The following is a 21691-nucleotide window of genomic DNA, read 5'->3' as shown; positions in this document are numbered from 1 at the left end:
GACACCGGCCGCGACGTCCGTCAGGACCTGCCGGCCGGGCCGGTGCCGGTCGCGGCCGCCGCCGACGACCTGGCCGCCGCGCTCGACGCGCTGCTCGGCAACGTCTTCGCCCACACGCCGGACGGGACACCGCTGTCGGTCACCCTCACCGCCCGGCCGGGCGGCGGCGCGGTTCTCACGGTCGCCGACTCGGGGCCCGGCTTCCCGTCCGGAGGCGCCGCGCGGCGCGGCGCCTCCGGCGACGACTCCACCGGGCTCGGGCTGGACATCGCCCGGCAGGTGGCGGCCACCTTCGACATCAACCCGCCGGGCTCCGGCGGGGCGGTGGTCCGGCTGGAGATCGCCGGACCCTGAGCCCTCGGCGAGACCCGATCAGTCGTCGTCGATCTGGTGACTGGTGATCTCGCCGGTGGTGGCGTCCACGTCGAGATCGTGCTCGACGCCACCCTCGATCACGTCGACGTCCCAGACCAGCCGGCCGTGCTCGGTGTCCCGCTCGACCGACTCGACGGTCCCGCCCGGGACGGCACGCAGAGCGATGGCCCGGGCCTCGTCGGCGGTCACCTCACCGCCGGCCGGCGCCGTGACCGACGGCGAGGCGAACGCCGGCGGCCGCCCGTCATCGGCGCCGCCCGCCAGCGCGGCCCCTCCGAAACCCAGCACGATCAGCGATCCGGTCGCGAAAACCGCCGCGGTCGCCTTCCTGTTCATGGCTCTCCCCCTCCTGTCGATGCGGACAGGACCACCCTCCCGCGGGGATCGCTATGGGCACGCTGTGTGAACGTTAAGGGCGGGATAAGGCGGCTCAGGCGACACCCCGCGCGACCAGAACCCCGTCGACGTACGCATGGACCGGCTGGTCCCGCAGCCCGGCGAACAGCACCTTCCGGTGGTGCTCGATCGTCACGTAGTGCTGTTCCTGAACCCCGACCACGAAGTTGTACCGCTGCACCGTCCGGACGGACGCGATCCGCACGGTACGCACGACGTCGTGCCCGTCGACGGTGATGGACAGCCCGCCCCAGAATTTGTCGAACGAGAACACCACGGTGTGGCGCTCCTCAGCCCCCACATCGAAGCTCATCTGCATTCCCGGCACTGTACGAAGCCCGGGCCATGAGGTAAGCGGATCCGGGCCGTCGGCGCGTCCTGGCTGTCGACGGAGCGAACGACGGCGGGGAGTGCCGGTGCGGGACGGGTTCGAGGAGTTCGTGCGGGATCGGGGTGACACGCTGAGACGGTTCGCCCATCTGATCCGCGGCGACCGGCAGCTCGGCGAGGACCTGGTGCAGGAGGTCCTGGTCAAGGCGTACCGCCGGTGGTCGCGGATCGAGTCCGAACAGCCCGATCGATATGTGCGGACCGCGATCGTGCGATCCCACGTGTCGTGCTTGCGCGCCGGTCGAGCCGGGAACGGCCGGGCGTCGTGCCGGACGCTCCCGCCGACGGCGACTTCGCCGAGGGCCAGGCGCTCCGTGACGAGATCTGGACCCCGCTCAGGGCGCTCACCCGCACCCAGCGGGCGGTCATGGTGCTGCGCTACTACGAGGATCTCGACGACCGGCAGATCGGTGCGGTGCTGCGCTGCTCGCCCAGCACGGTGCGGGTCCACGCGGCCCGCGCGCTGGGATCCGCGGACGATCCCGCTGAGCCGGGAGCAGGCCCTGAGGTTTGCCGCGGGGATCACCTACCGGGGCTGACGCTGGCACGATGATCAGGTGAGCACTCTGATCGAACCGTGGCAGCGCCCGGCGTTCCGCCCCACCGGCCGCCCGGCCTCGACGATGTTCGTCGCCTTCGCCGAACGGGACGTGCTGAGCGGCCTCGACCTCAAGGTCGGCGCTCCACCGTCGGCACCGCTCGCCGCGCTGGACCTGCGCCAGCACCGGTATGCCGACGACCCGGACTGGTTCGACGGGTGGCGTTCGGGGCCGCTGCGTCAGGTCGCGGCCCGGGAACTGCCCCACCCGGAGCGGCTGGACGCCGCCACGTGGTGCTACTCGATCCGGCTGATCGTGGACGACCCGTCCGACCTGACCCATCTCCAGCTCGGCTGGGCGGTGGCCGGGCTGCTGGCCGAGGCGGGAGCGTTCGCGGTGCTGGACGTGTACACGCACACCTGGCACCCGGGTGACGAGGTCGCCGGGCTGGACGCGCACCGGCCGTTCGCCATCCAGCGGGACGTCGGGCTGGTCGCGGAGACCGACAGCCGTCCCGGTTTCGGGCATCCGGTACACACCCGAGGCATGATCAAATTCGGTCGCCCGGATCTGATCGCCGGAGTCCCCCAGGAGCGGATCGAGCAGACCGCCATGATCCTCAACCACCTGGCCCGGATGCTGGCCGAGGGCCACGACTTCGAGGTCGGCCAGCTCTTCCGAGTCGACGGCGAGCGAACCTTGCAGGTCACCCCCTACTCCGGCGACCCCGACGTAGGCCTGATCGGCGACGGCCTACTACTGATCGACGTCTGACAGCGCCCACCACCCCACCCCCACCAGCACCACTCCCAACCGTCCCCGTCTCCAAAGCAGCCAACACCCAAGCCCAGACCAGGGCACCCGATCGCCCACCACCACAGCTCCCGCTCCCCCGTCACGGCAACCTTGGACGCCCACCCACCGAAAACGGTGAACAAACACCCAAGATCGCCACAAGGCGCACGGCCCGCCCCCACAACAACCCACGCTCAACTCCCCATCACGACGATCTTGAACGCCCAGCCACCGAAAACGGTGGACAAACGACCAAGATCGGCACAAGGCGCGCGGCCCACTCCCGCAACAACCCACCCCCACCCCCGTTACGACGACCTTGGACGCCCAACCACCGAAAACGGTGGACAAACGACCAAGATCGGCACAAGGCGCGCGGCCCACTCCCGCAACAACCCACCCCCACCCCCGTTACGACGACCTTGGACGCCCAGCCACCGAAAACGGTGGGCAAACGACCAAGATCGGCACAGGGCGCGCGGTCCACTCCCGCAACAGCCCACGCTCCTTCCGTTACGACGATCTTGAATGCCCGTTCGTCGCTATGGGCGTCTATCGGTGGGTACAGGTCCAAGCTCCGAACGAGGCAAGCGGCCGTCTCCGCAACGGCTCACGGCGACCTTGGACGTCTGACCGCCGCTTTCGGTGGGTGAACGTTCAAGATCCGGACAAGGCGTTGCGCGAGGCGAGGACAGGCCTAGGGCAGGAGAGGCGGCCGCGGGAGCGTGACACGAAGCCGGACGCAGGAGCCCGACACGGAGGCGGCAGCGAGACGCGGAGCCAGCGCACAGACGCGGAGAGAACGCACAAACGCCGAGACAACGCATGGCCGCGGAGACAACGCACAGACGCGGAGAAGGGCACAGACGCGGAGAAGGGCGCGGACGCCGAGGCAGCGCACGGACCCGGAACCAGCGCACGGACCCGGAACCAGCGCACGAACTCGGAACCAGCGCACGAACCCGGAACCAGCGCACGAACTCGGAACCAGCGCACGAACTCGGAACCAGCGCACGAACCCGGAACCAGCGCACGAACCCGGAACCAGCGCACGAACCCGGAACCAGCGCACGAACCCGGAACCAGCGCACGAACCCGGAACCAGCGCACGAACTCGGAACCAGCGCACGAACCCGGAACCAGCGCACGAACCCGGAACCAGCGCACGAACCCGGAACCAGCGCACGAACTCGGAGGCAGGGCACGGACGTGACCTCGGAGCGAGACGCGGCGGCGGAGACGAGGCGGGGGGGCAAGACGTCGGAGTGAGCCGCGAGGCCGGTAGCAGGGCCGGTAGCGGGGTGGGCTGAGGGGCGGGCGGAAGGGGGGACAGCGGGGACGGGGTGGATGGGGTTGGGGGGTGCGCTTTACGCGTACGGGGGATGGGGTTTTATCCATCGATGGAGCAGGAGTGCCGCTAGCAAGCCCGCGCCGCCCACCGTGATCGCGGCGGCCGTGAGGGAGGCGACCGCGGTGACCGCGCCGATCAGGAGTGGCCCGCCGCCCTGGCCGATGTCGGAGCAGAGACGCCAAGCGCCGAGGAACTCGGCGCGCCCGGACGCGGGGGACGCGTCCGCGCCGAGTGTCATGACCAGGCCCGCGCTGAGGCCGTTGCCGAGGCCCATGAGCAGTGCCGCCGCGGTGAGGCCGAACGTGCCCGTGGCCAGCGGAAGCAGGGCGTGCGCGACGCCGAGCAGGGTCATCGCGGGGACCGCGGCCCAGCGCCGGCCGTAGCGGTCCATGAGTTTGCCGGCCGGGTAGAACAGCAGCATGTCGATGCCGCCGGAGACGCCGTAGATCAGGCCGATGGTGGCCGGGTCGAGGCCGAGCGACACGCCCCACAGCGGGACGATGGTCTGGCGGGAGGCGCGCAGCGCGCCGACCAGCAGCACGCCGAGGCCGAGGGTGCGCAGGGTGTGCCGGTTGGCGCGGATGACCGCCCACAGTCCGGGGCGTTCGATCCCGGCGGGTACGGCGCGGTCGTGCGGGACCGGCGGTGACACGATCAGTACGACGGTGGCGAGGCCGACGCCGGTGACGGCGACCAGGTACGCCCCGTCGAGCCCGGCCAGGTGCATGGCGGCGGCGCCGAGGAACGGGCCGGTGAAGGTGCCGATCCGGCCGACGCCGCCGAGGGTGGACATGGCGCGGGCGCGCAGTTCGGGGCGGACCGCCTCGGTGAGGTAGGCGTGGCGGGACAGCGCCCACGCCGAACCGCACACTCCGAGGAGGGCGACCGCCGCTCCCAGGAGCAGCACGTTGGGGGCGAGCATGCAGCAGATCAGGGCGGGGATGGCGAGTCCGGCGGCGGCGAGCATGGTGCGCCGCTCCCCCACCCGGGAGATCAGCACGCCGGCCGGCAGGGAGCCGCTGATCTGGCCCAGGCCGAGCAGCCCGGCGACGATCGCGGCGACCGCGGGGGACGCGCCGAGGCCGGTGGCGGTCAGGACGATGACCGGCGCGACCGCCCCGAGGCCGGTGGAGTAGACCGCCGACGGCAGGTAGACGGTGGGTCCGAGTTGGCGCAGCGTCTGGCCCCGGGCGGTGGCGGTCTCGGTCACCCGGGAACGGTAGCCCGCACCGGGACACCGCCGAGCGCGACACTTCCTAGTATTTACCGTCATGAGAAATTGGCGAATCAATCTCGCCCTCGCGCTGTCGGCCCTCAGTCTGCTGATCGTTCTCGGCCAGTGCGCCTCGGACTTCAACACCGGCCTACAGTCCGAACCGGAACTCGCCACCGCCTCCCAGGTGGAGGCCGTCGCCCACGTCACGCTGCCGCCGGGGACGGTCCTGCTGTCCGCCGTCTACAGCAACGGTCTGGAGACGCGGCTGGCCGCGACGTTTCGGATGCCGCGCGCCGCGCTCGACGGGTTCGTGGCGTCCGGGAGATTCACCGCCCAGCCGGTAGCCGGCCTGCGGCCGGTGACCGGCAAGGACGACCTCGGCGGCGGTGGCCTGTGGAAGCCGGAGGAGTCGATCGAGGTCGCCGGCATCGACGAGGCGGAGGCGCCCGGGCCCGATGGCACCTACCGCAACGTGCTGTTCGGCCTCGACGACCCGGACAGCGTCCTGGTCCACCTCACCGCGACGAAGAAGTGAGGGCCGCGATAACGGGTTGAGCCCGATGCGACGATGGCGCCATGCAGAAGATCCCCACGCTGTTCCAGCGTGACCCGCAGGACCGTAAGCGCGTGCTACCCGAGGCCAACCCCGTCTGTCAGTGGGTTCTCGACGGCGAGGGGATCGCCACCCGGAAATACGACGGCACCTGCGTGCTGCTCGACGCCGACGGCACGTGGTGGGCGCGCCGCGAGGTGCGCCCGGGCCGGACCCGCCCGCCGGGCTACCGGCCGGTGATGACCGACGAGGTCACCGGCAAGACGGTGGGCTGGGAGCCGATCGCCCAGTCGGCCTACGCGAGATATCACGCCGAGGCGGCCGCGTCGTTCTCCGGCGATCCGGGCACCTACGAGCTGATCGGCGAGAAGATCAACGGCAACCCCGAGGGCGTACGGGGTCACGCGCTCGTGGCGCACGCGAAGGCGGACCGACTGGACGTGCCCCGCGACCTGGACGGGCTGCGCGACTGGCTGCTGGCGCACCCGGCGTTCGAGGGCATCGTCTGGCATCACCCGGACGGCCGCCGGGCGAAGATCAAGTACCGGGATTTCGCCTAGCGTTCGGCGAGGATCTGTTCGCGCAGGATGTCGGCGTGCCCGCAGTGCTGCGCGAACTCCCGCAGCACGTGCAGGTAGACCCAGCGCAGCGGCAGCGGCCCGCGCCGGTTGCCGGTCACCACGTCGTCGAGCCCCAGCGCCGCGGTCGCCTTCCGGGAGGCCTCGCAGGTCTCCCGGTAGGCCGCCCGCACGCTGTCCACGGTGTCCTCGTCGGTCAGGACGAACGACTCGTCCGGTGTCGCCGGGATCCCGATCTCGTCCCGGGACCGTCCGGTGATCGCCTCGTCGAACCACACCTTCTCGACGAACGTGGCGTGCTTGACCAGCCCGAGCAGCGTGGTCCGGGACGGCACCAGGCTGCGCCGGGCCTGCTCCTCGGTGAGGCCGTCGAGGCAGTCGTACAGCGCTGTCCGGTGTTCGTCGAGGAAGAACTCCCACTGCTCGCGCAGCGGCCGGCCGATCACATCGTCCATCGAAGACATACGCTCACGCTATCCGGCGGATCGCCAGGTACGAGAGCCAGCCCAGGCCGATGATGAAGCCCAGCGTGACGAGCCGGTAGAGGACCACGGCGGCGATGGCGACCGCGGTGGTCATGCCGCCGGTGATCAGGCCGAGGATGAGTGCGCCGTCGATGATGCCGAGCCCGCCGGGCACGATCGGCAGGCTGCCGGCGGCCATCCCGGCGCAGAACGCCAGCAGCAGCTGTCCGGTGCTGATCGTGCCGCCGCCGACCGCGACGCAGCACAGCCACAGGCAGAGGGCGTCGAGCAGCCAGTTGAGCAGGGCGAAGGTGATGGCCGCGGCGCCGTGGCCGGGGGTGAGCCGGGCGACCCGCAGTTGTTCGAGGAAGTCCTGGACGCGGTCCCGGCCGTGGTCGGCGGGCCGCTGGCGCAGCCGGTTCACCACGGTGAGCAGCGCGGCCAGGCGGCCCGGGTGGCGGGCCAGCCGGCGCACACCGAGGGTGGCGAGGACGACGGCCACGGCCAGGGCGGCCAGCGTGTGCCAGTCGGCGGTGTCGCCGGCGGTGGCCGTGCTGAACAGGGTGATCGCGGCGAGGGCGGCCGCGGAGAGGATGCCGGACAGGGCGATGCACCAGGAGGCGATCGCCGGTGAGGCCCCGAAGCGGCGCATCTGCCGGTAGTTGAGGGCGGTGGAGAAGGCCGGGCCGCCGGGCAGGCTCACGCTGAGCGAGTGGGCGGCGTAGGCGAGCGCCACGTGCCGCCGCAACGGCACCCGGACGCCGGCGGAGCGCAGCAGGCGGCGCTGCATCCGGGCGTAGGCCTGCATGGCGGCGGTCTCGGCGAGCAGCGCGGCGGCCAGCCAGCCGAGGTGCGGGGCGCGCAGGTGGGCGAGCGCGCCGAGCAGCGACTGCCAGCCGAGGACGAGTTCGGCGCCGAGGATCGCGACGACCACGGCGACGACCGTCCAGCTGGCGCGCCGTCTGGTCGGCTCCTCGACGAGGGTGGTCATTCCGGCATCCGGCCTCTAGTAAACGATTGTTGACTTCAAAACCGTACCGGCGTACGGCATAGGGGTCAACAGCCGTTTTCGTCACAGGCACAGGGTGGCTAAGCTGGCGTAACTGACCGGAAGGACAGCTGTGACCACAGGGGAGACCGCGACGCCGCCACGGCGCCGGGACGCCGCGAAGACCCGGCGACTGCTGCTCGACGCGGCGATCCAGCGGTTCACCCGGGACGGATACGCGGCCACCACGGTCCGTGACATCGCCGACGACGCGGGCGTCAACGTGGCGCTGATCAGCCGCTACTTCCGGTCCAAGGAGGGCCTCTTCGAGGCCTGCCTCACCAGCAGCGTCGACGACCTGCGGCGCAACACCGGGGAAGCCCCCCTCAGCCGTACGCCGGAGGCGATCGCCCGGCAGATCGCCGGCCCGTGCGCGGACGGCCTGCCCTACCACCTCGTGCTGCTGCTGCGCTCGTCCGGCGACGAGGCGGCCGACCGGATCCGGCTCGGGCTGCTCCAGTCCTACGGCGAGCGGCTGGCCGCCGTGGCCGGCTGGTCACCCGGCTCCCCCGGCGGCGACGACCTGCTGCTGCGCGCGCAGGTGGTGCTGGCCGCCGCCGCGGGGATCGCGCTCCTGCGTACCAAGAGCGGCCTGGGACCGTTGGCCCAGGCCACCGAGGAGGACCTCGTCCCGCCGCTGCGCGACCTGGTCGAGGCCCTCCTGAAAAACGGCTGACCGGGCGCGACGGGCCGCGACCACCCCGCTACGGGCGACCGATCAGGCGCGGCGCCGGACCGACGATGGCACGAGCAGAGACGCCAGCACGGCCAGCGCCGCGACCGCCGCGCAGATCCAGAAGCCCTTGGTGAAGGCGGCGTCCGACGGGATGCCCCGCGGCCCGGTCTCGGCGGCGATCACCGCGGCGATCACGGCCGTGCCGATGCTGCTGCCGACCGACCGGGCGATCGCGTTGACGCTTGTCGCCTCGCCGGTGTTGGCCGCCGGGACGGCCGCGATGATGGCGTTCGACATCGACGCGAAGGACAGGCCGATGCCCATGCCGGTGAGGCAGCCGGACGCCAGGATCTGCCAGATCCCGCCGTGCCCGACGGCCGGCAGGGCGAAGGCGGCGACCACCGCGACGGCGCCGGTCACCAGCGGGATCTTCGGGCCGTACTTGCGGTCCAGGAAGCCGGCGAGCGGGCCGAAGACCAGCATCATGAGGGTGGTCGGCAGCAGGTAGAAGCCGGCCTCGGAGACCGTCTTGCCGAAACCGTAGCCGAGGGCGGTGGGCAGCTGGAGCAGGATCGGGATCAGCAGGAAGCTGCCGAACATCGCGAAGCCCAGGATCAGCGCCACCAGGTCGGCGGTCCACACGCCCCGTTCGGTGAGCAGCCGCATGTTGATCAGCGGCTCCGCCATGCGCAGCTCGACCAGGACGAACACCACGAGCGCGACCATGCCGAAGCCGAGCAGGCCGAGCGTCTTGGCGGAGGTCCAGCCCCAGTCGTCGCCGTCGCTGATGGCCAGCAGGATCGAGACCAGCGAGACGGAGAGGATGCCGGCGCCGACCAGGTCGAGCCGGCCCGGGGTGCGGTGGGTCGACTCGGGCACGCCGAAGACCGCGCCGACCAGCGCGATCATCACGATGATCAGGGGGAACCAGAACAGCCAGTGCCAGGACAGGTGGTCGACGATCGGGCCGGCCGCGACGATGCCGACGCCCGCGCCGATGCCGAAGATCGCGGAGAGGCCGCCGACGGTCACGCTGACCTTCTCCGGCGGCAGCACGTCCCGGACGATGCCGATGGAGAGCGGCATGATCGCGCCGGCCGCGCCCTGCAACGTCCGGGCCAGGATGAGCACGGCCAGGTTGGGCGCGAGCGCGGCGAGCAGGGTGCCGGCGGCGAGCAGCACCAGGACCGCGAGCAGGACCTTGCGCTTGCCGACCATGTCGCCCAGGCGGCCCAGGATCGGGGTCAGGACCGAGGCGGAGAGCAGGTACGCCGTCAGGATCCAGCTGATCTCCCCGGTGTCCACCTGGAACTCGCGGGCGATCACCGGCAGCGCCGGCGCGACCAGCGACTGGAGCACGGCGAAGGCGAGCCCGCCCAGAGACAGGAAGAGCACGACGAGCGTGGTGTTCGCGTGCCTTCCCGGAGCGGCGCCGGACGTGACCGGCTCGGCGATGGTTTGCGTCATCAGATCCCCGGAGAAGAAGTAAACATTCGCTGACTTGACCACGTTAGGGTTCACCGAGAGTAAGGTCAACGGACGTTTACATCACACGTACCGGATCTACGGCTGGGAAAGGAAGATGTCGTCGACGGCGCCGTGGAACTGGTCGTTGTGGGCGTGCGCGCTCTTGCCGCCGACGTTGAACGACATGGCGTTGTCGACGCGCAGCGTCGCGGGGATACGGACGGCGGCGTGCGGCGAGCCGTCGACGAACAGGATCAGATCGGTCCGGGTCCGCCGGCACTCGAGCCGGTGCCAGGTCCCGTCGGCCACCCCGATCGGCGCGACGGCCACGTGGATGACGCGGGAGTCCTCGCCGCGCATGACGCAGCTCGGGTGCCCGGGCAGCCCGTCGATCTGGAGTTTGTACTGGCTGCCCTCGGCCGCGTACCCCTTCTGGAGCACGTTCTGCCCGTCGGTGGTGTGCCGCGCGGCCAGCCGGACGGTGGCGCCGTAGCTGAACGGCGCGTCGCCCGGGTTGAGTGCCGGCCGGCTGAGCGCGCGCAGGATGAGCCGGGGGCACGGCTCCCGCTCGCACGGTGGCGGGAACTGCACCGCCCGCCCGCCGTCGTGCGGGACGCGGCGGGGGCGGGCCCGGTTGCCGCCGAACGGGGTCAGGTGGTGGCCGAACCGGGAGGCGTCGTCCCACGGTCGCGGGCCGTCGAAGCCGTAGCGGGCCAGCATCAGCGGCGGCGGCGCCGGCGGCGACGTGGGGGTGACCCAGACGGCCGGCGCCGGGCCGGTCGGGCGGAAGACGAACGCGGCGGCGAGGACGGCGACCGGCAGCAGTGCCAGCAGGGCGATCACCGCGGCGCGGCGGCGGGTCAGCGGCGAGGGCATATACCGTCAAACGGATCCGTAGGCCAGGGGTGGCGGGCGCGGGTCATCCTGAGGTGGTGCGATTCATCCTCAACGTGCTGTGGTTCATCTTCGGCAGCGGCTTCCTGCTGGCCGTCGGCTACGGGCTGGCGGCGCTCGTCTGCTTCCTGCTGATCGTCACGATCCCGTTCGGGGTGGCCGCGCTGCGGCTGGCCGTCTACGCGCTGTGGCCGTTCGGGCGGACCGTGGTCAGCAGCCCGGGCGCGGGCGTCGGCTCCGGTCTCGCCAACATCCTCTGGGTGGTGCTGGCCGGCTGGTGGCTGGCGCTCACCCACCTGATCGCCGGTGTCGCGCAGTGCGTCACGATCATCGGCATCCCGTTCGGGATCGCGAACTTCAAGCTGGTGCCGGTGGCGTTCTGGCCGCTGGGCCGGGAGATCGTGGATCTGGACTGACCCGCGATCACCCGGCCGGAGCGGCGCCGGCGTCTACAGCGGGCCGGTGGGCAGTTCCCGGCGCACCAGTTTGCCGGTCGGGTTGCGCGGCAGGTCGTCGACGAAGACCACGTCCCGCGGCACCTTGTAGCGGGCCAGGTTGGCGCGGACGAACTCGCGGATCTCCTGCGGGTCCCGGGCCGAGTCCTCGGTCGGCACGATGAAGGCGCGCAGCCGGGTGCCGAAGTCCGCGTCGTCGACACCGATGACCGCGGCGTCCATCACGTCGGGCCGCTCGGCGAGCAGGTTCTCCACCTCGAGCGGGTAGACGTTCTCCCCACCCGAGATGATCATGTCGTCCTCGCGGCCGTCGATGTAGAGCAGGCCGTCGGCGTCGAAGTGCCCCTGGTCGCCGGTGGCCATGAAGCCGTCGATGACCTGCTTGTGCTGGCCGTCGGTGTACCCCTCGAACGGGATGCCGGTACGGACGAAGACCCGGCCCTTGGTGTCGGCCCCGGTGATCCGCTTGTCCTCGCCGTCGTAGAGCGCCACCTGGACCGTGACCGGCGGCCGGCCCACCGTTCCGGGCGACTTGCGCAGCTCGTGCGGCTGGGCGACGGACGCGACGGCCACCTCGGTGGAACCGTAGACGTTGTAGAGCACGTCGCCGAAGACGTCCTGGAAGCGGACGCACACGTCGGGCGGCAGGGCCGAACCGGCCAGGAAGACGGTCTTCAGCGAGGACGTGTCGTACTTGGCGATCACGTCCGGGCCGAGGGCGAGGATCCGGTTCAGCATGGTCGGGACGGCCACCAGCATGTGCGCCCGGTGCTCGGCGATCGCGGCGAGGATCTGCTCGGCCCCGAAGCGGCGCAGCAGCACGGCGTGGTTGGCCAGCGACAGCCCGACCGTCCAGGCGCCGAACCCGGTGGCGTGGAACAGCGGGGACGCGATCACCGCGGTGCCCTGGCGGGGGAAGTCGATCCGGTCCGCGATGACGGCGCTGGCCAGCGGCGACACCTTGGTACGCGGAGCGCCCTTGGGCAGCCCGGTGGTGCCGCTGGTGAGGATGATGAACCCGCCCGGCTTCTCCGGGATCGGCTGCGGGATCGTGGTCGGCTCGGCGGCCGTGAACTCCTCCACGCTGAGCAGCCCCGGCGGCCGGTCGTAGCCGTCGTCCTCCCAGGTCAGGTAGCGGGGGATGTCGTCCGGCAGGGCATCGACGGCGTCGGCGAACTCGCTGTCGTACATGAGGAAGCGGACGTTCTCCCGCTTGATCACCTCAGCGAGCTGGGACGCCGCGAGACCGGTGTTGAGCATCGCCAGCCGCAGCCCGGCCCGGGCCGTGCCGGTGATCGCCAGCGCCAGCCCACGGTGGTCCCGCGCCAGCACCCCGATGATCGACTTCTCCGGCAGGTGCACCTTGCGCAGCGCGTGTGCCAGGGCGTTGGAGCGCTGGAAGTACTGGAGGTAGGTCCAGGTGCCGCGCTCGTCGGTGAGCGCCGGCAGGTCCGGGAACTCGGTCGCGGCCTTCTCGGTGAGGGCCGCCTGGGGCCCGATCCTCGCGTTGTTGCCGGCTGCCTTGATCAGCCGATCCGGGCGCAGAAGGTTGACGATGCCTATCTGGTGCATCCGCAGAACCGCGTGCAGCGTGCTCACTGATCAGCAGCCTTTCCATATGGGGGCTCGGTTCTCGGCGTACGCGCGGATGCCCTCGACGGCGTCCGCGGACCCGATCACCTCGCCGGCGATGTCGGAGAGACGGTCGAAGGCCTCCGCGGCGCCCCACTCGCGGTGTTCGTCGACGATGCGTTTCGAGAGCAGTACGGCCAGGGGCGCGTTGGCGGCGATGTGGTGGGCCAGTTCCAGGGCGGTGTCGAGCGCCTTGCCCGGTGACGTGACGCGGTTGATCAGGCCCAGGTCGTGCAGCCGGCGGGCGGGCATCGGCTCGCCGGTGAGGGCCAGTTCCAGGGCGGTGCCGCGGGGCAGGCTCTGGGCCAGCCGGAGCACCCCGCCGGCCGCGGCGACCAGGCCGCGCTTGACCTCGGGGATGCCGAACACGGCGTCCTCCGCGGCGACGATCAGGTCGGCGGCGAGGGCGAGCTCGCACCCGCCGGCCAGGGCCGCGCCCTCGACCGCGGCGATCAGCGGTTTGGCGGGCGGTCTCGCGGTGATGCCGAGCAGTCCACGGCCCTCGGTGACCGGGTACTCGCCGCGGGCGGCGGCCTTGAGATCCATGCCGGCGCTGAACACGGTGTCCGAGCCGGTGAGGATCGCGACCCGGGCCCGCGGGTCGGCCTCGAACGCGTCGACGGCCTTCTCCAGGGCGCGGGCGGTGGTCAGGTCGACGGCGTTGCGGACGGCCGGGCGGTTCAGGCGGAGGACGGTCACCGGGCCGTGCCACTCGACGATCAGCGGCGGTTCCCCCGGTGGCGGCAGCTCATGGCGTTCCCGGCTCACGACGGTGAACGCGTCCCCGTCCACCTCCAGCTTCCAGAATTCCGACATTTCTGAAATGTCGGAAGTGCGGAGGACGACCCGATCGCCCGACGGGGTGATCGCGGTGACGATCATCGCGGCCGGCGACCCGTCCCGCTCGTACGGAACGGTGTACGCCTCCACGACCGCCGGGCCCCGGTGCGACCGTAGTGCCCGGCGGGCCGGCGGCCGCGGCAACCGGTGGTCGGCGTCGATGTCCTGGTAGCCGGCACGGGGCGGCCGGGCGGACAGCACGGTCGCCGCGTGCTTGGTGAGATACCAGCCCACGGCGGTGGCCAGCCCGTAGCTGTCCGGTTCGGCACGCAGCAGCGGCACCAGGTTGGCGACCGCGTGACTGGTGTAGTTGTTGCCCGGCCCACCGGCGAAGGTCAGCCCGCCGGTCACGGTGAGCGGCCGTCCCGGGTCGTCGATCGGCAGGCCCAGCTCGCGCGCGGCGATCTGGACCGCGGACGGGAAGCACGCGTACAGGTCGATGTGCTCGACGTCGTCGATGGTGAGGCCGCTGTGCCCGAGGACGGCGTCGCCGATCGCCCGGATGGCGGGCGAGGCGGCCAGGTCGGCGCGCTCGGTGACGTACCACTCCTCGGTGGCGTGCGCCCCGGCGTGCACGAAGATCCAGTCGTCCTGGCCGATCCCGGCCGCCCGTGCCGCCGCCGCGCTGCACACGACGATGCCGGTCCCCTGGTTGACCTGGAGGTTCGCGGTCAGCAGCTTGGGGTAGGGCGCGGAGATCATCCGGTTCGCGGCGGTCGGCGTGGCCAGTTCCCCGGCGGTGTGCGGGACGCCCTGCCAGGCGGCCGGGTTGGCGGCGGCGACCTCGGAGTAGCCCGCCCAGAGCCGGGTGATCCGGTCCAGGTGCTCCTCCGGCGTGTGGCCGAGACGTCCGCGGACGGCGGATTCGATCAGCGCGTAGAGGTAGATCGGCGCGACCAGGCCGGCGGCCGTCTCCGGTTCGTTGTTGGCCGGGGCGTCGCCGCCGATCACGCGGGTGGGCGCGGTGCCGTCCGGCTGGGTGGGCCAGTCGAGGGTCGCGGCGGCGCGCTCGGCGGCCGCCGAGGTGGCGGCCGATTCCGCGCCGCCGAGCAGGGCGATCGACGCCCGCCCGGCGGCGATCTCGGCGGCCGCGTCGTTGAGCAGCCGTAGCGAGCCGTCGCCGCCGAAGATGGTGGTCTGCACGGTCTGCGCGGGTGTCGCGCCGACCGCCTCCGCGATCAGCGCGGCGCCGTCCGGGTACTGCCAGGACACGCTGGCCACGTAGCCGACGTAGTCGGCCCGGGCGAGCAGGCCGGCGCCGGCGCCCTGCCGCAGCGCGCGCACGGCGAGCGACACCGGGTCCCCGCCGCCGGGTTCGGTGGACTTCTCGGAGAGCTGGCCGGCGCCGACGATCACCGGCGTCCACGGGTCGATGTCCGCACCGGTGCGCTCATGGCGGATCGGCGCCGGCTTGTCGGCGGTCACTCTGGGCGCGACCCCCGACGCGGTACGCCGGACGCGCGCGACCGGGGACGAGGAGGCCACCGTCCCGAGCTCGGCCAGCGATCGGCGCATGGCGTCGGCCAGGTTCCGGGCGACCATCGGCCCGAGCGGCCCGTCCACCGGCCCGCCTTCGACACCGCCGTCGAAGCGGACCAGCGCACCGGTCGCGGACGGCGCCACCGACAGGTAGAAGCCGACCTCGACGCCCATCGGCGCGGTGCCCTCGAACCAGACGGCCCGGTCCTCGACCACCCCGGCGACCGTCCAGCGGACCTCGCTGGGCACGCCCATCAGTTTGATCCGCTGCCGGAAGCGCACCCCTTCGGCGAACTCGGTGGGCGGCGCGCCGATCCATCCGGTGTGCTGGAGCACCCAGTCGGGCATCCGGGCCGGGTCGGTGAGCACCGCGAACACCTGGGCGGGGCGGGCGGCCACCTCGACCGCGACGCTGCACGGGTAGGCGAGGACCCGGGGTGGTTCGACCGCCGGTGGCGTGTCCGGCTCGGGCCGGCGGCGGCTCAGGGCGGTGGTCGCGGCCGCCCGTGCGACAGCGAACATCCGGGCCAGGTTTCCAGCGGGCATCGACGCTCCCCCAACAGTCCGACCTGACGGTAAGGGGGTGACCTGGGTCACGGCAAGAGCGAGTCGATCATTGAGAAGAAGCTGTATGGACGCAACTAACCGTCAAGCCGTACGGTAAATCCGTGAAACGAACGCAGGCGCAGCGCAGTGCCGGCACCCGGGCGAAGGTCCTGGAGGCGACCGTGCAGTGCCTGGTCGAGCGCGGCTATGCGGAGACCACCACCGCCGAGGTGCTGGCCCGCGCCGACGTGCCCCGGGGCACGCTGCTGCACCACTTCCCCACCAAGGTGGACCTGCTGGTCGGCGCGGTGCACCACGTGGCCGGCCGGCGCGTGGAGTCGCTGACCGCCGAGCTGGCCGCGATCCCGCCGGAGGCCGACCGTCTCGACGCGCTGATCGACATCATCTGGCGGCACTTCTCCTCCCCGCTGTTCTGGGCGGCGCTGGAGTTGTGGAACGCCTGCCGTACCGACACCGAGCTGCGCGCCGCGCTGCTACCGGTGGAGAAGGAGATCTTCACCGTCCTGCACGACCGGGCCCGCGATCTGCTCAGCGAGAGCTCGCCCGGTGATCCCCGCGTGCCGACCGTGGTCGAGTTCAGTTACGAGGTCCTCACCGGACTTGCCATGACCGGCATCGTCAGCGGCGATCTGGGCCGCCGTGAGCTGCTCATCCGCCGCTGGAAACGGGCGGCCGCCATCCTGCTCGGCCACCGTGACCCGTCCACCCTGGTGGAACGTGCCCGCTCGAAGGAGAGTTGATGTTCGACACCCCGGAACGCCTCGCCCTGGCCGACGCCATGAAGCAGTTCACCGCCCGGGAGGTCGTCCCGCATCTGGCCGACTGGGAGCGGGCCGGTGAGATCCCCCGTGAGCTGCACGCCCGTCTCGCCAAGGCCGGCCTGTACGGCGTCGGCTTCCCCGACGAGGTCGGCGGCGACGGCGGCGACACGGTCGACACGGTCGTCGCCACCGAGGCGTTCCTGGAGGCCGGCGGATCGTCCGGCGCGCACGCCTCGCTGTTCACCCACGGGATCGCCCTGCCGCACATCATCGCCTCCGGTGACAGCGGCCTGATCGACCGGTTCGTCCGCCCCACCCTGGCCGGGGAGAAGATCGGCGCGCTCGGCATCACCGAGCCGGAGGCCGGTTCCGACGTCGGCTCGCTGCGCACCACGGCGGTCCGCGACGGCGACGCGTACGTGGTGAACGGCGCCAAGATGTTCATCACCTCCGGCGTCCGGGCCGACTTCGTGACGACCGCGGTGCGCACCGGCGGCCCGGGCGCGTCCGGGATCAGCATGCTGGTGATCGAGAAGGGCACGCCCGGTTTCACGGTGTCCCGCAAGCTCGACAAGATGGGCTGGCTCTGCTCGGACACCGCGGAGCTGTCCTTCGCCGACTGCCGGGTGCCGGCCGCCAACCTGGTCGGCCCGGAGAACTTCGGGTTCGCGCTGATCGGCCAGGCGTTCGTGGCCGAGCGCATCATCGCGGCGGTGCACGCCTACGCGGTGGCGCAGCGCTGCCTCGACCTGACGCTGGAGTACGCGCGGACCCGCGAGACGTTCGGCCGTCCGCTGATCAGCCGCCAGGTGGTCCGGCACAAGCTGGTCCAGATGCGGCAGCGGATCGACGTGGCCCGCCAGTACACCCGGTGGCTGGCCGAGCGGCACGCCGCCGGTGAGCCGATGATCGGCGAGGTCTGCCTGGCCAAGAACGCCGCGGTGGAGGCCTGCAAGTACGTGGTGGACGAGGCCGTCCAGTTGCACGGCGGCATGGGCTACATGCGCGAGTCCGAGGTGGAGCGGCACTACCGGGACACCCGGATCCTCGGCATCGGCGCCGGGGCCAGCGAGATCATGACGGATCTGGCCGCCAAGATGTTCGGCTACCAGTGACCGCCCGGTGATCCAGTTCGAGCACCGTCCGGGGATCCTCGACCTGTCGTGGGGGCATCCCCGGCCGGAGCTGCTGCCGGTCCGGGAGTGGTCCTCCGCCGGCCGGGAGCTCGACTGGCGGGCCCTCACCTACGGGTCGCCGGCCGGGCCGGATCCGCTGCTGGAGTGGCTCGGCGATCCGGGCCGGACGTTCGTGACCGGCGGCGCCTCGCACGCCCTGGCCCTGGTGACGCAGGTGCTGACCCGGCCCGGCGACGTGGTGCTGGCCGGTGCGCCCACCTATCACCTGGCCTTCCCGATCCTGGCCGACCGGGGGTTGCGGATCGTCCAGGCCGGGTCGGTCCGGCGGGTACGGCCGAAACTGATCTACCTGGTGCCGACGTTCGGCAATCCCACCGGCGCCAGCCTGCCGTGGCGGCGCCGGATCGAGCTGATCGAGGCGGCCCGGGAGGTCGGAGCGACGATCGTGGAGGACGACACCTACCGGGAGCTGTCCTACGACGGGGCGGCCCCGGAGTCGCTGTGGTCGATGGCCGGCGGCGACCCGGTGGTCCGGCTCGGGTCGTTCGCCAAGACGGTCGCGCCCGGTCTGCGGCTCGGCTGGATCAACGCCGAACCGCGGATCATCGCGCGGCTGACCGGGCTGGGCTACGTGCACAGCGGCGGCGGGGTCAACCACACGACGGCCGTCACGATGGGCGCCTTCTGCGCGGGCGGGGGCTTCGAGCGGCACCTGGCAGGATTGCGCGCGAGTTACCGTACCCAGAGAGATGCCCTGGTGGACGCCTTGCGCAGGCATCTCCCCCAGCTTGCTGTGCGGTCGCCTGCCGGGGGTTGGTTCGTCTGGCTGCGGCTGCCCGCCGGGGTGACCGCCGAGGCGCTGCTGCCGGTCGCCGAGGACTGTGGCGTCTCGTTCGTGCCGGGGCCCCGGTTCTGGGCCGACGGCAGCGGCGGCACGGACCGGATCCGGCTCAGTTTCTCCCTTCTGCCGCCCGCCGATCTGGAGGTCGCGGCCGCGCGGCTGGGCGAGGCCGTTGCCGTGATCGCTCACAACCGATAGACCTGCGTGCATGACTGATACGGATTGGGTGCCGGCCGGCATCGACACGAGCCGGCCGAGCACCGCCCGGGTGTACGACTATTTCCTCGGCGGCACCCACCATCTGCCGGTGGACCGGGAGCTGGCCGGGCAGATCGAGGCGATGACACCGGACATCGGCGAGACGATGCGGGCCAACCGGGTGTTCCTGCGGCGGGCCGTGCGGTTTCTGACCGGCGCCGGGGTACGGCAGTTCCTGGACGTCGGCTCGGGCATCCCGACGGCGGGCAACGTGCACGAGATCGCGCAGGCCGAGGCGCCCGGGTCGGCGGTGGTCTACGTGGACGTGGACCCGGTGGCGGTGGAGCACGGCCGGGCGATCCTGGCGGGCGTGGAGCGTACCGGGGTGATCTGCGCCGACGCCCGGGACACCGGCCTGATCCTGACCGAAACCGCTAGGTCGGGCCTGATCGATTTCGGGCAGCCGGTGGCCGTGCTGCTGGCCGGGGTGCTGCACTTCGTGCCGGACGCCGACGACCCGGCCGGGCTGGTCGGCGCGCTGCGTGACGCGGTGGGGCCGGGCAGTTTCCTGGTGATCTCGCACGCCACCTCGGACGGGCAGCCGCCCGAGGTGCTCGAGGCGCAGCGGCTGTCGGCGCGGACCGGCACCGGGATCGTGCTGCGGCCGCACGCCGAGATCGCCTCCTGGTTCGAGGGTTTCCCGCTGGTCGAGCCGGGTCTGGTGCACCTGCCGCTGTGGCGTCCCGAGCCGGGCGAGCCGGTGGAGAACCCGGAGCGGTACGGCGCCTATGCCGGGGTCGGGGCGGCCTGAACCAGCGCGTCGATGAGCTTCTCGATGGTCCCCGGGAAGGCCGAGTTGTACATCGACGGGAGGTGTTCGCGAACCAGGTGCACGTTCGGGTACCCGTCGGCGGGCAGTGAGGTGTAGACCCGGGACCACGCCTCCTGCTCGGCCGCCTCCTGCTCCTCGGTGAGCTCGGCCGCGTCGACCGCCGCCACGGCGAGCACGGTGTCGACGAAGTCGCGGTAGTGCCGGACCGCGTCGGCCGGGGCGAACCCGGCGCTCAGCATGATCCCGATGCCGGTGTCGACGACCCGCATCTCGTGCGGGCCGGCGGTGACCCGGATGGCCCGCAGGTGGGCGAGCCGCGGGTGCTGCCGCATCGACCGGCGCAGCGAGTGGGCGAGGTCACGCAGCGAGTCGACCCAGTGGTCGCGGGGGACGAAACCGGCGAAGGCGTCACCGATCAGCCGGTCCGCGACGGCGAGCAGCAGCGCGTCCAGGTCCCGGAAGTACCGGTACACCGCCGTCGGGTCGGCGCCCAGCTCGGCGCCGAGGCGGCGGACGCTGAGACGGTCGCCACTCGGGGACTCGATGAGCCGCAGCGCCGCGTCGACGATCAGGTCCTCGGTCAGCACCACTCCGCTGCGAGTCTTGCGGCGACGGGCGCCGACACTGCGTACGCGCTCCACTCCTGGCACGTCACCACCTTAGAGTGCTCTTATGTCAACGCATTGACATAAGAGTGGGGTCGTCGGCATCCTCGGTTCACGAGATCTCCCCCGGTTCGCCCCCGGGCGGTCTCGAGAGCTGGAAGGGACTCCCCATGGCGGCCACACCCCCCGCTTACGATCAGGACATCCGGACCGACGAGCAGCGCATCCGCAAGGCACTCGACGGCGCGATCCGCACCCCCTTCTGGCTGGAAGACCCCGGCCGGCCGGCTCCCGAACCGGCGCTCAACGGCGCGACCGAGGCCGATCTGCTGGTCATCGGCGGCGGCTACTGCGGCCTGTGGACCGCACTGATCGCCAAGGAGGCCGACCCGTCCCGGGAGGTCGTGCTCGTCGAGGGCAACGAGATCGCGTGGGCGGCCAGCGGGCGCAACGGCGGCTTCGTCGAGGCCAGCCTCACCCACGGCGCCGAGAACGGGCGCCGGCACTTCGCCGACGAGCTGCCCATCCTGGACAGCCTGGCCGCGGAGAACTTCGCGGCCTTCGAGCAGACCCTGATCCGGCACGGCATCGACGCCGAGTTCGTGAAGGAGGGCGTCCTGGCCGTCGCCACCGAGCCGCACCAGGTCGAGGAACTGCGCGCGGCGACCACCGCGTCGACCACCTTCTACGACCGCGAGCGGCTGGCCGGGCTGGTGCGCTCGCCGCTCTACCGGGCCGGGCTCATGCAGCACGAGGGCGCCGCGCTGGTGCACCCGGCCAAGCTGGCCTGGGGCCTCAAGGCCGCCTGCCTGCGGTGGGGCGTGCGAATCTTCGAGAACACCCCGGTCACCGACATCAAGGACGAGGGCGCCACGATCCGGGCGGCGACCTGGGCCGGCAGTGTCCGGGCCGGCCAGGTGGCGCTGGCCACCAACGGCTTCCCGTCGCTGCTCAAGCGCAACCGCCTGCTGACCGTGCCGGTCTACGACTACGCGCTGATGACCGAGCCGCTCACCGCCGCCCAGGTGGAGGAGATCGGCTGGACCCGGCGGTTCGGCATCTCGGACGCCTCACGGCAGTTCCACTACTACCGGATGACCTCGGACAACCGGATCCTGTGGGGCGGCTACGACGTCGTCTACCACCGGGGCGGCACGATCCGGCCCGAGCACGACCAGAACCCGGAGACGTTCGCGCGGCTCGCCGACCACTTCCTGCGGACGTTCCCGCAACTCGGCGACATCCGGTTCAGCCACGCCTGGGGCGGCATGATCGACATGTGCACCCAGCTGGCCGCGTTCCAGGGCCGGGCGATGGGCGGCAAGGTGGCCTACAGCAGCGGCTTCACCGGTCTCGGGGTGGCCGCCACACGGTACGGCGCGACCGTGATGCTGGATCTGCTCGACGGCCGCGACACCGCTCGTACCCGGTTGAAGATGGCCCGGCGCAAGCCGCTGCCGGTGCCGCCGGAGCCGGTGCTCTACCCGGCCGTGCAGATCATCCGGAACGCGATCGCCCGCGCCGACCGCAACGGCCGCGACGGCCTCATCCTGAAAGCGGCCAACGCCGTCGGCTTCTCGTTCGACTCCTGACGGCCGACGGG

22 protein-coding genes and 1 pseudogene are annotated in these 21691 nt (G+C 71.8%); 13 read left to right on the top strand and 10 right to left on the bottom strand.

Going from position 1 to position 21691, the window contains the following annotated elements; translation table 11 throughout:
* Positions 1-354, top strand: a 354-nt coding sequence (locus tag J5X75_RS38570) for an ATP-binding protein (protein WP_208472659.1), incomplete at its 5' end; no start/stop codon positions are given.
* A gap of 18 nt (positions 355-372) precedes the next feature.
* On the opposite strand, the gene J5X75_RS38565 is transcribed toward J5X75_RS38570, so the two are convergent.
* Both J5X75_RS38565 and J5X75_RS38560 read right to left on the bottom strand, forming a co-directional pair.
* Positions 373-711, bottom strand: coding sequence for a PepSY domain-containing protein (locus tag J5X75_RS38565; RefSeq protein WP_208472658.1), 339 nt, complete (start codon positions 709-711; stop codon positions 373-375).
* Between the two features lie 94 nt (positions 712-805).
* Complete coding sequence (locus J5X75_RS38560; RefSeq protein WP_208472657.1) at positions 806-1090, bottom strand: hypothetical protein; 285 nt, start codon at positions 1088-1090, stop codon at positions 806-808.
* Between J5X75_RS38560 and J5X75_RS46270 the strand changes: the two are divergent.
* The 3 genes and pseudogenes from J5X75_RS46270 to J5X75_RS38550 all read left to right on the top strand — a co-directional run.
* Positions 1008-1316: pseudogene (locus tag J5X75_RS46270) on the top strand (RNA polymerase sigma factor); the annotation flags it as partial. The gene J5X75_RS38560 and the pseudogene J5X75_RS46270 overlap by 83 nt on opposite strands.
* 110 nt (positions 1317-1426) lie before the next feature.
* Positions 1427-1714: a sigma factor-like helix-turn-helix DNA-binding protein gene (locus tag J5X75_RS46265; RefSeq protein ID WP_307798540.1), complete on the top strand. Its 288-nt coding sequence runs from the start codon at positions 1427-1429 to the stop codon at positions 1712-1714.
* 4 nt (positions 1715-1718) lie between these two features.
* Positions 1719-2474 (top strand): hypothetical protein, encoded by a 756-nt coding sequence (locus tag J5X75_RS38550; RefSeq protein WP_208472656.1) that lies wholly within the window; start codon positions 1719-1721, stop codon positions 2472-2474.
* A 1388-nt stretch (positions 2475-3862) separates the two neighbouring features.
* On the opposite strand, the gene J5X75_RS38545 is transcribed toward J5X75_RS38550, so the two are convergent.
* Complete coding sequence (locus J5X75_RS38545) at positions 3863-5056, bottom strand: MFS transporter (protein ID WP_208472655.1); 1194 nt, start codon at positions 5054-5056, stop codon at positions 3863-3865.
* Between the two features lie 61 nt (positions 5057-5117).
* On the opposite strand from J5X75_RS38545, the gene J5X75_RS38540 reads away from it, so the two are divergent.
* Both J5X75_RS38540 and J5X75_RS38535 read left to right on the top strand, forming a co-directional pair.
* Positions 5118-5597 (top strand): hypothetical protein, encoded by a 480-nt coding sequence (locus tag J5X75_RS38540; RefSeq protein WP_208472654.1) that lies wholly within the window; start codon positions 5118-5120, stop codon positions 5595-5597.
* 41 nt (positions 5598-5638) lie between these two features.
* On the top strand, positions 5639-6175 hold the full coding sequence (locus J5X75_RS38535) for a hypothetical protein (protein ID WP_208472653.1): 537 nt from the start codon (positions 5639-5641) through the stop codon (positions 6173-6175).
* Here J5X75_RS38535 and J5X75_RS38530 read toward each other — a convergent pair.
* Both J5X75_RS38530 and J5X75_RS38525 read right to left on the bottom strand, forming a co-directional pair.
* Positions 6172-6657, bottom strand: coding sequence for a DinB family protein (locus J5X75_RS38530; RefSeq protein ID WP_372451022.1), 486 nt, complete (start codon positions 6655-6657; stop codon positions 6172-6174). The two genes, J5X75_RS38535 and J5X75_RS38530, sit on opposite strands and share 4 nt — an antisense overlap.
* A 4-nt stretch (positions 6658-6661) precedes the next feature.
* Positions 6662-7648, bottom strand: coding sequence for a lysylphosphatidylglycerol synthase transmembrane domain-containing protein (locus J5X75_RS38525; RefSeq protein ID WP_208472652.1), 987 nt, complete (start codon positions 7646-7648; stop codon positions 6662-6664).
* 130 nt (positions 7649-7778) lie between these two features.
* Between J5X75_RS38525 and J5X75_RS38520 the strand changes: the two genes are divergently transcribed.
* On the top strand, positions 7779-8381 hold the full coding sequence (locus J5X75_RS38520; RefSeq protein WP_307798539.1) for a TetR/AcrR family transcriptional regulator: 603 nt from the start codon (positions 7779-7781) through the stop codon (positions 8379-8381).
* Positions 8382-8423: 42 nt separating this feature from the next.
* Here J5X75_RS38520 and J5X75_RS38515 read toward each other — a convergent pair whose 3' ends face one another.
* Together J5X75_RS38515 and J5X75_RS38510 are read right to left on the bottom strand one after the other, a co-directional pair.
* Positions 8424-9848: an MFS transporter gene (locus tag J5X75_RS38515; RefSeq protein ID WP_208472651.1), complete on the bottom strand. Its 1425-nt coding sequence runs from the start codon at positions 9846-9848 to the stop codon at positions 8424-8426.
* Between the two features lie 96 nt (positions 9849-9944).
* Positions 9945-10724, bottom strand: coding sequence for a LamG domain-containing protein (locus J5X75_RS38510; RefSeq protein ID WP_208472650.1), 780 nt, complete (start codon positions 10722-10724; stop codon positions 9945-9947).
* A 53-nt stretch (positions 10725-10777) separates the two neighbouring features.
* On the opposite strand from J5X75_RS38510, the gene J5X75_RS38505 reads away from it, so the two are divergent.
* A complete protein-coding gene (locus J5X75_RS38505) occupies positions 10778-11158 on the top strand; it encodes a YccF domain-containing protein (protein ID WP_208472649.1) in 381 nt (126 codons plus the stop codon).
* Between the two features lie 33 nt (positions 11159-11191).
* Here J5X75_RS38505 and J5X75_RS38500 read toward each other — a convergent pair whose 3' ends face one another.
* Both J5X75_RS38500 and J5X75_RS38495 read right to left on the bottom strand, forming a co-directional pair.
* Positions 11192-12796 (bottom strand): AMP-binding protein, encoded by a 1605-nt coding sequence (locus tag J5X75_RS38500; protein WP_307798538.1) that lies wholly within the window; start codon positions 12794-12796, stop codon positions 11192-11194.
* A 3-nt stretch (positions 12797-12799) separates the two neighbouring features.
* On the bottom strand, positions 12800-15694 hold the full coding sequence (locus J5X75_RS38495) for a type II toxin-antitoxin system Rv0910 family toxin (protein ID WP_208472648.1): 2895 nt from the start codon (positions 15692-15694) through the stop codon (positions 12800-12802).
* A 122-nt stretch (positions 15695-15816) separates the two neighbouring features.
* Between J5X75_RS38495 and J5X75_RS38490 the strand changes: the two genes are divergently transcribed.
* The 4 genes from J5X75_RS38490 to J5X75_RS38475 are packed head-to-tail and all read left to right on the top strand — an operon-like array spanning position 15817 to position 19462.
* The gene (locus tag J5X75_RS38490; protein WP_208472647.1) at positions 15817-16455 is read left to right on the top strand and encodes a TetR/AcrR family transcriptional regulator; all 639 of its coding nucleotides are present in this window, start codon (positions 15817-15819) and stop codon (positions 16453-16455) included.
* Entirely contained in the window at positions 16455-17591 is a 1137-nt protein-coding gene (locus tag J5X75_RS38485) for an acyl-CoA dehydrogenase family protein (protein ID WP_208472646.1), read from the top strand. Before J5X75_RS38490 ends, J5X75_RS38485 begins: the two co-directional genes overlap by 1 nt.
* A 7-nt stretch (positions 17592-17598) precedes the next feature.
* Positions 17599-18651, top strand: a complete 1053-nt coding sequence (locus tag J5X75_RS38480) for an aminotransferase-like domain-containing protein (protein WP_208472645.1) — start codon at positions 17599-17601, stop codon at positions 18649-18651.
* Positions 18652-18661: 10 nt separating this feature from the next.
* Positions 18662-19462 (top strand): SAM-dependent methyltransferase, encoded by an 801-nt coding sequence (locus J5X75_RS38475; protein ID WP_208472644.1) that lies wholly within the window; start codon positions 18662-18664, stop codon positions 19460-19462.
* Here the strand turns inward: J5X75_RS38475 and J5X75_RS38470 are convergent.
* Positions 19438-20133, bottom strand: a complete 696-nt coding sequence (locus tag J5X75_RS38470) for a TetR/AcrR family transcriptional regulator (RefSeq protein ID WP_307798536.1) — start codon at positions 20131-20133, stop codon at positions 19438-19440. The genes J5X75_RS38475 and J5X75_RS38470 overlap by 25 nt on opposite strands.
* 125 nt (positions 20134-20258) lie before the next feature.
* Between J5X75_RS38470 and J5X75_RS38465 the strand changes: the two genes are divergently transcribed.
* Positions 20259-21680: an NAD(P)/FAD-dependent oxidoreductase gene (locus J5X75_RS38465; protein WP_208472643.1), complete on the top strand. Its 1422-nt coding sequence runs from the start codon at positions 20259-20261 to the stop codon at positions 21678-21680.
* Positions 21681-21691 lie beyond the last annotated feature (11 nt).

Source organism: Actinoplanes flavus, from assembly GCF_017592555.1.
GTDB lineage: Bacteria > Actinomycetota > Actinomycetes > Mycobacteriales > Micromonosporaceae > Actinoplanes > Actinoplanes flavus.
The sequence above is the reverse complement of the archived record's forward strand: the minus strand, read 5'-3'. Positions and strand labels throughout refer to the sequence as shown.

Coding starts and splice junctions, on each gene's coding strand:
- J5X75_RS38465 (WP_208472643.1), top strand. CDS start 20,259: ATGGCGGCCACACCCCCCGCTTACGATCAGGACATCCGGACCGACGAG.
- J5X75_RS38530 (WP_372451022.1), bottom strand. CDS start 6,657: ATGTCTTCGATGGACGATGTGATCGGCCGGCCGCTGCGCGAGCAGTGG.
- J5X75_RS38485 (WP_208472646.1), top strand. CDS start 16,455: ATGTTCGACACCCCGGAACGCCTCGCCCTGGCCGACGCCATGAAGCAG.
- J5X75_RS38515 (WP_208472651.1), bottom strand. CDS start 9,848: ATGACGCAAACCATCGCCGAGCCGGTCACGTCCGGCGCCGCTCCGGGA.
- J5X75_RS38540 (WP_208472654.1), top strand. CDS start 5,118: ATGAGAAATTGGCGAATCAATCTCGCCCTCGCGCTGTCGGCCCTCAGT.
- J5X75_RS38535 (WP_208472653.1), top strand. CDS start 5,639: ATGCAGAAGATCCCCACGCTGTTCCAGCGTGACCCGCAGGACCGTAAG.
- J5X75_RS38525 (WP_208472652.1), bottom strand. CDS start 7,648: ATGACCACCCTCGTCGAGGAGCCGACCAGACGGCGCGCCAGCTGGACG.
- J5X75_RS38565 (WP_208472658.1), bottom strand. CDS start 711: ATGAACAGGAAGGCGACCGCGGCGGTTTTCGCGACCGGATCGCTGATC.
- J5X75_RS38560 (WP_208472657.1), bottom strand. CDS start 1,090: ATGCAGATGAGCTTCGATGTGGGGGCTGAGGAGCGCCACACCGTGGTG.
- J5X75_RS38510 (WP_208472650.1), bottom strand. CDS start 10,724: ATGCCCTCGCCGCTGACCCGCCGCCGCGCCGCGGTGATCGCCCTGCTG.
- J5X75_RS38495 (WP_208472648.1), bottom strand. CDS start 15,694: ATGCCCGCTGGAAACCTGGCCCGGATGTTCGCTGTCGCACGGGCGGCC.
- J5X75_RS38475 (WP_208472644.1), top strand. CDS start 18,662: ATGACTGATACGGATTGGGTGCCGGCCGGCATCGACACGAGCCGGCCG.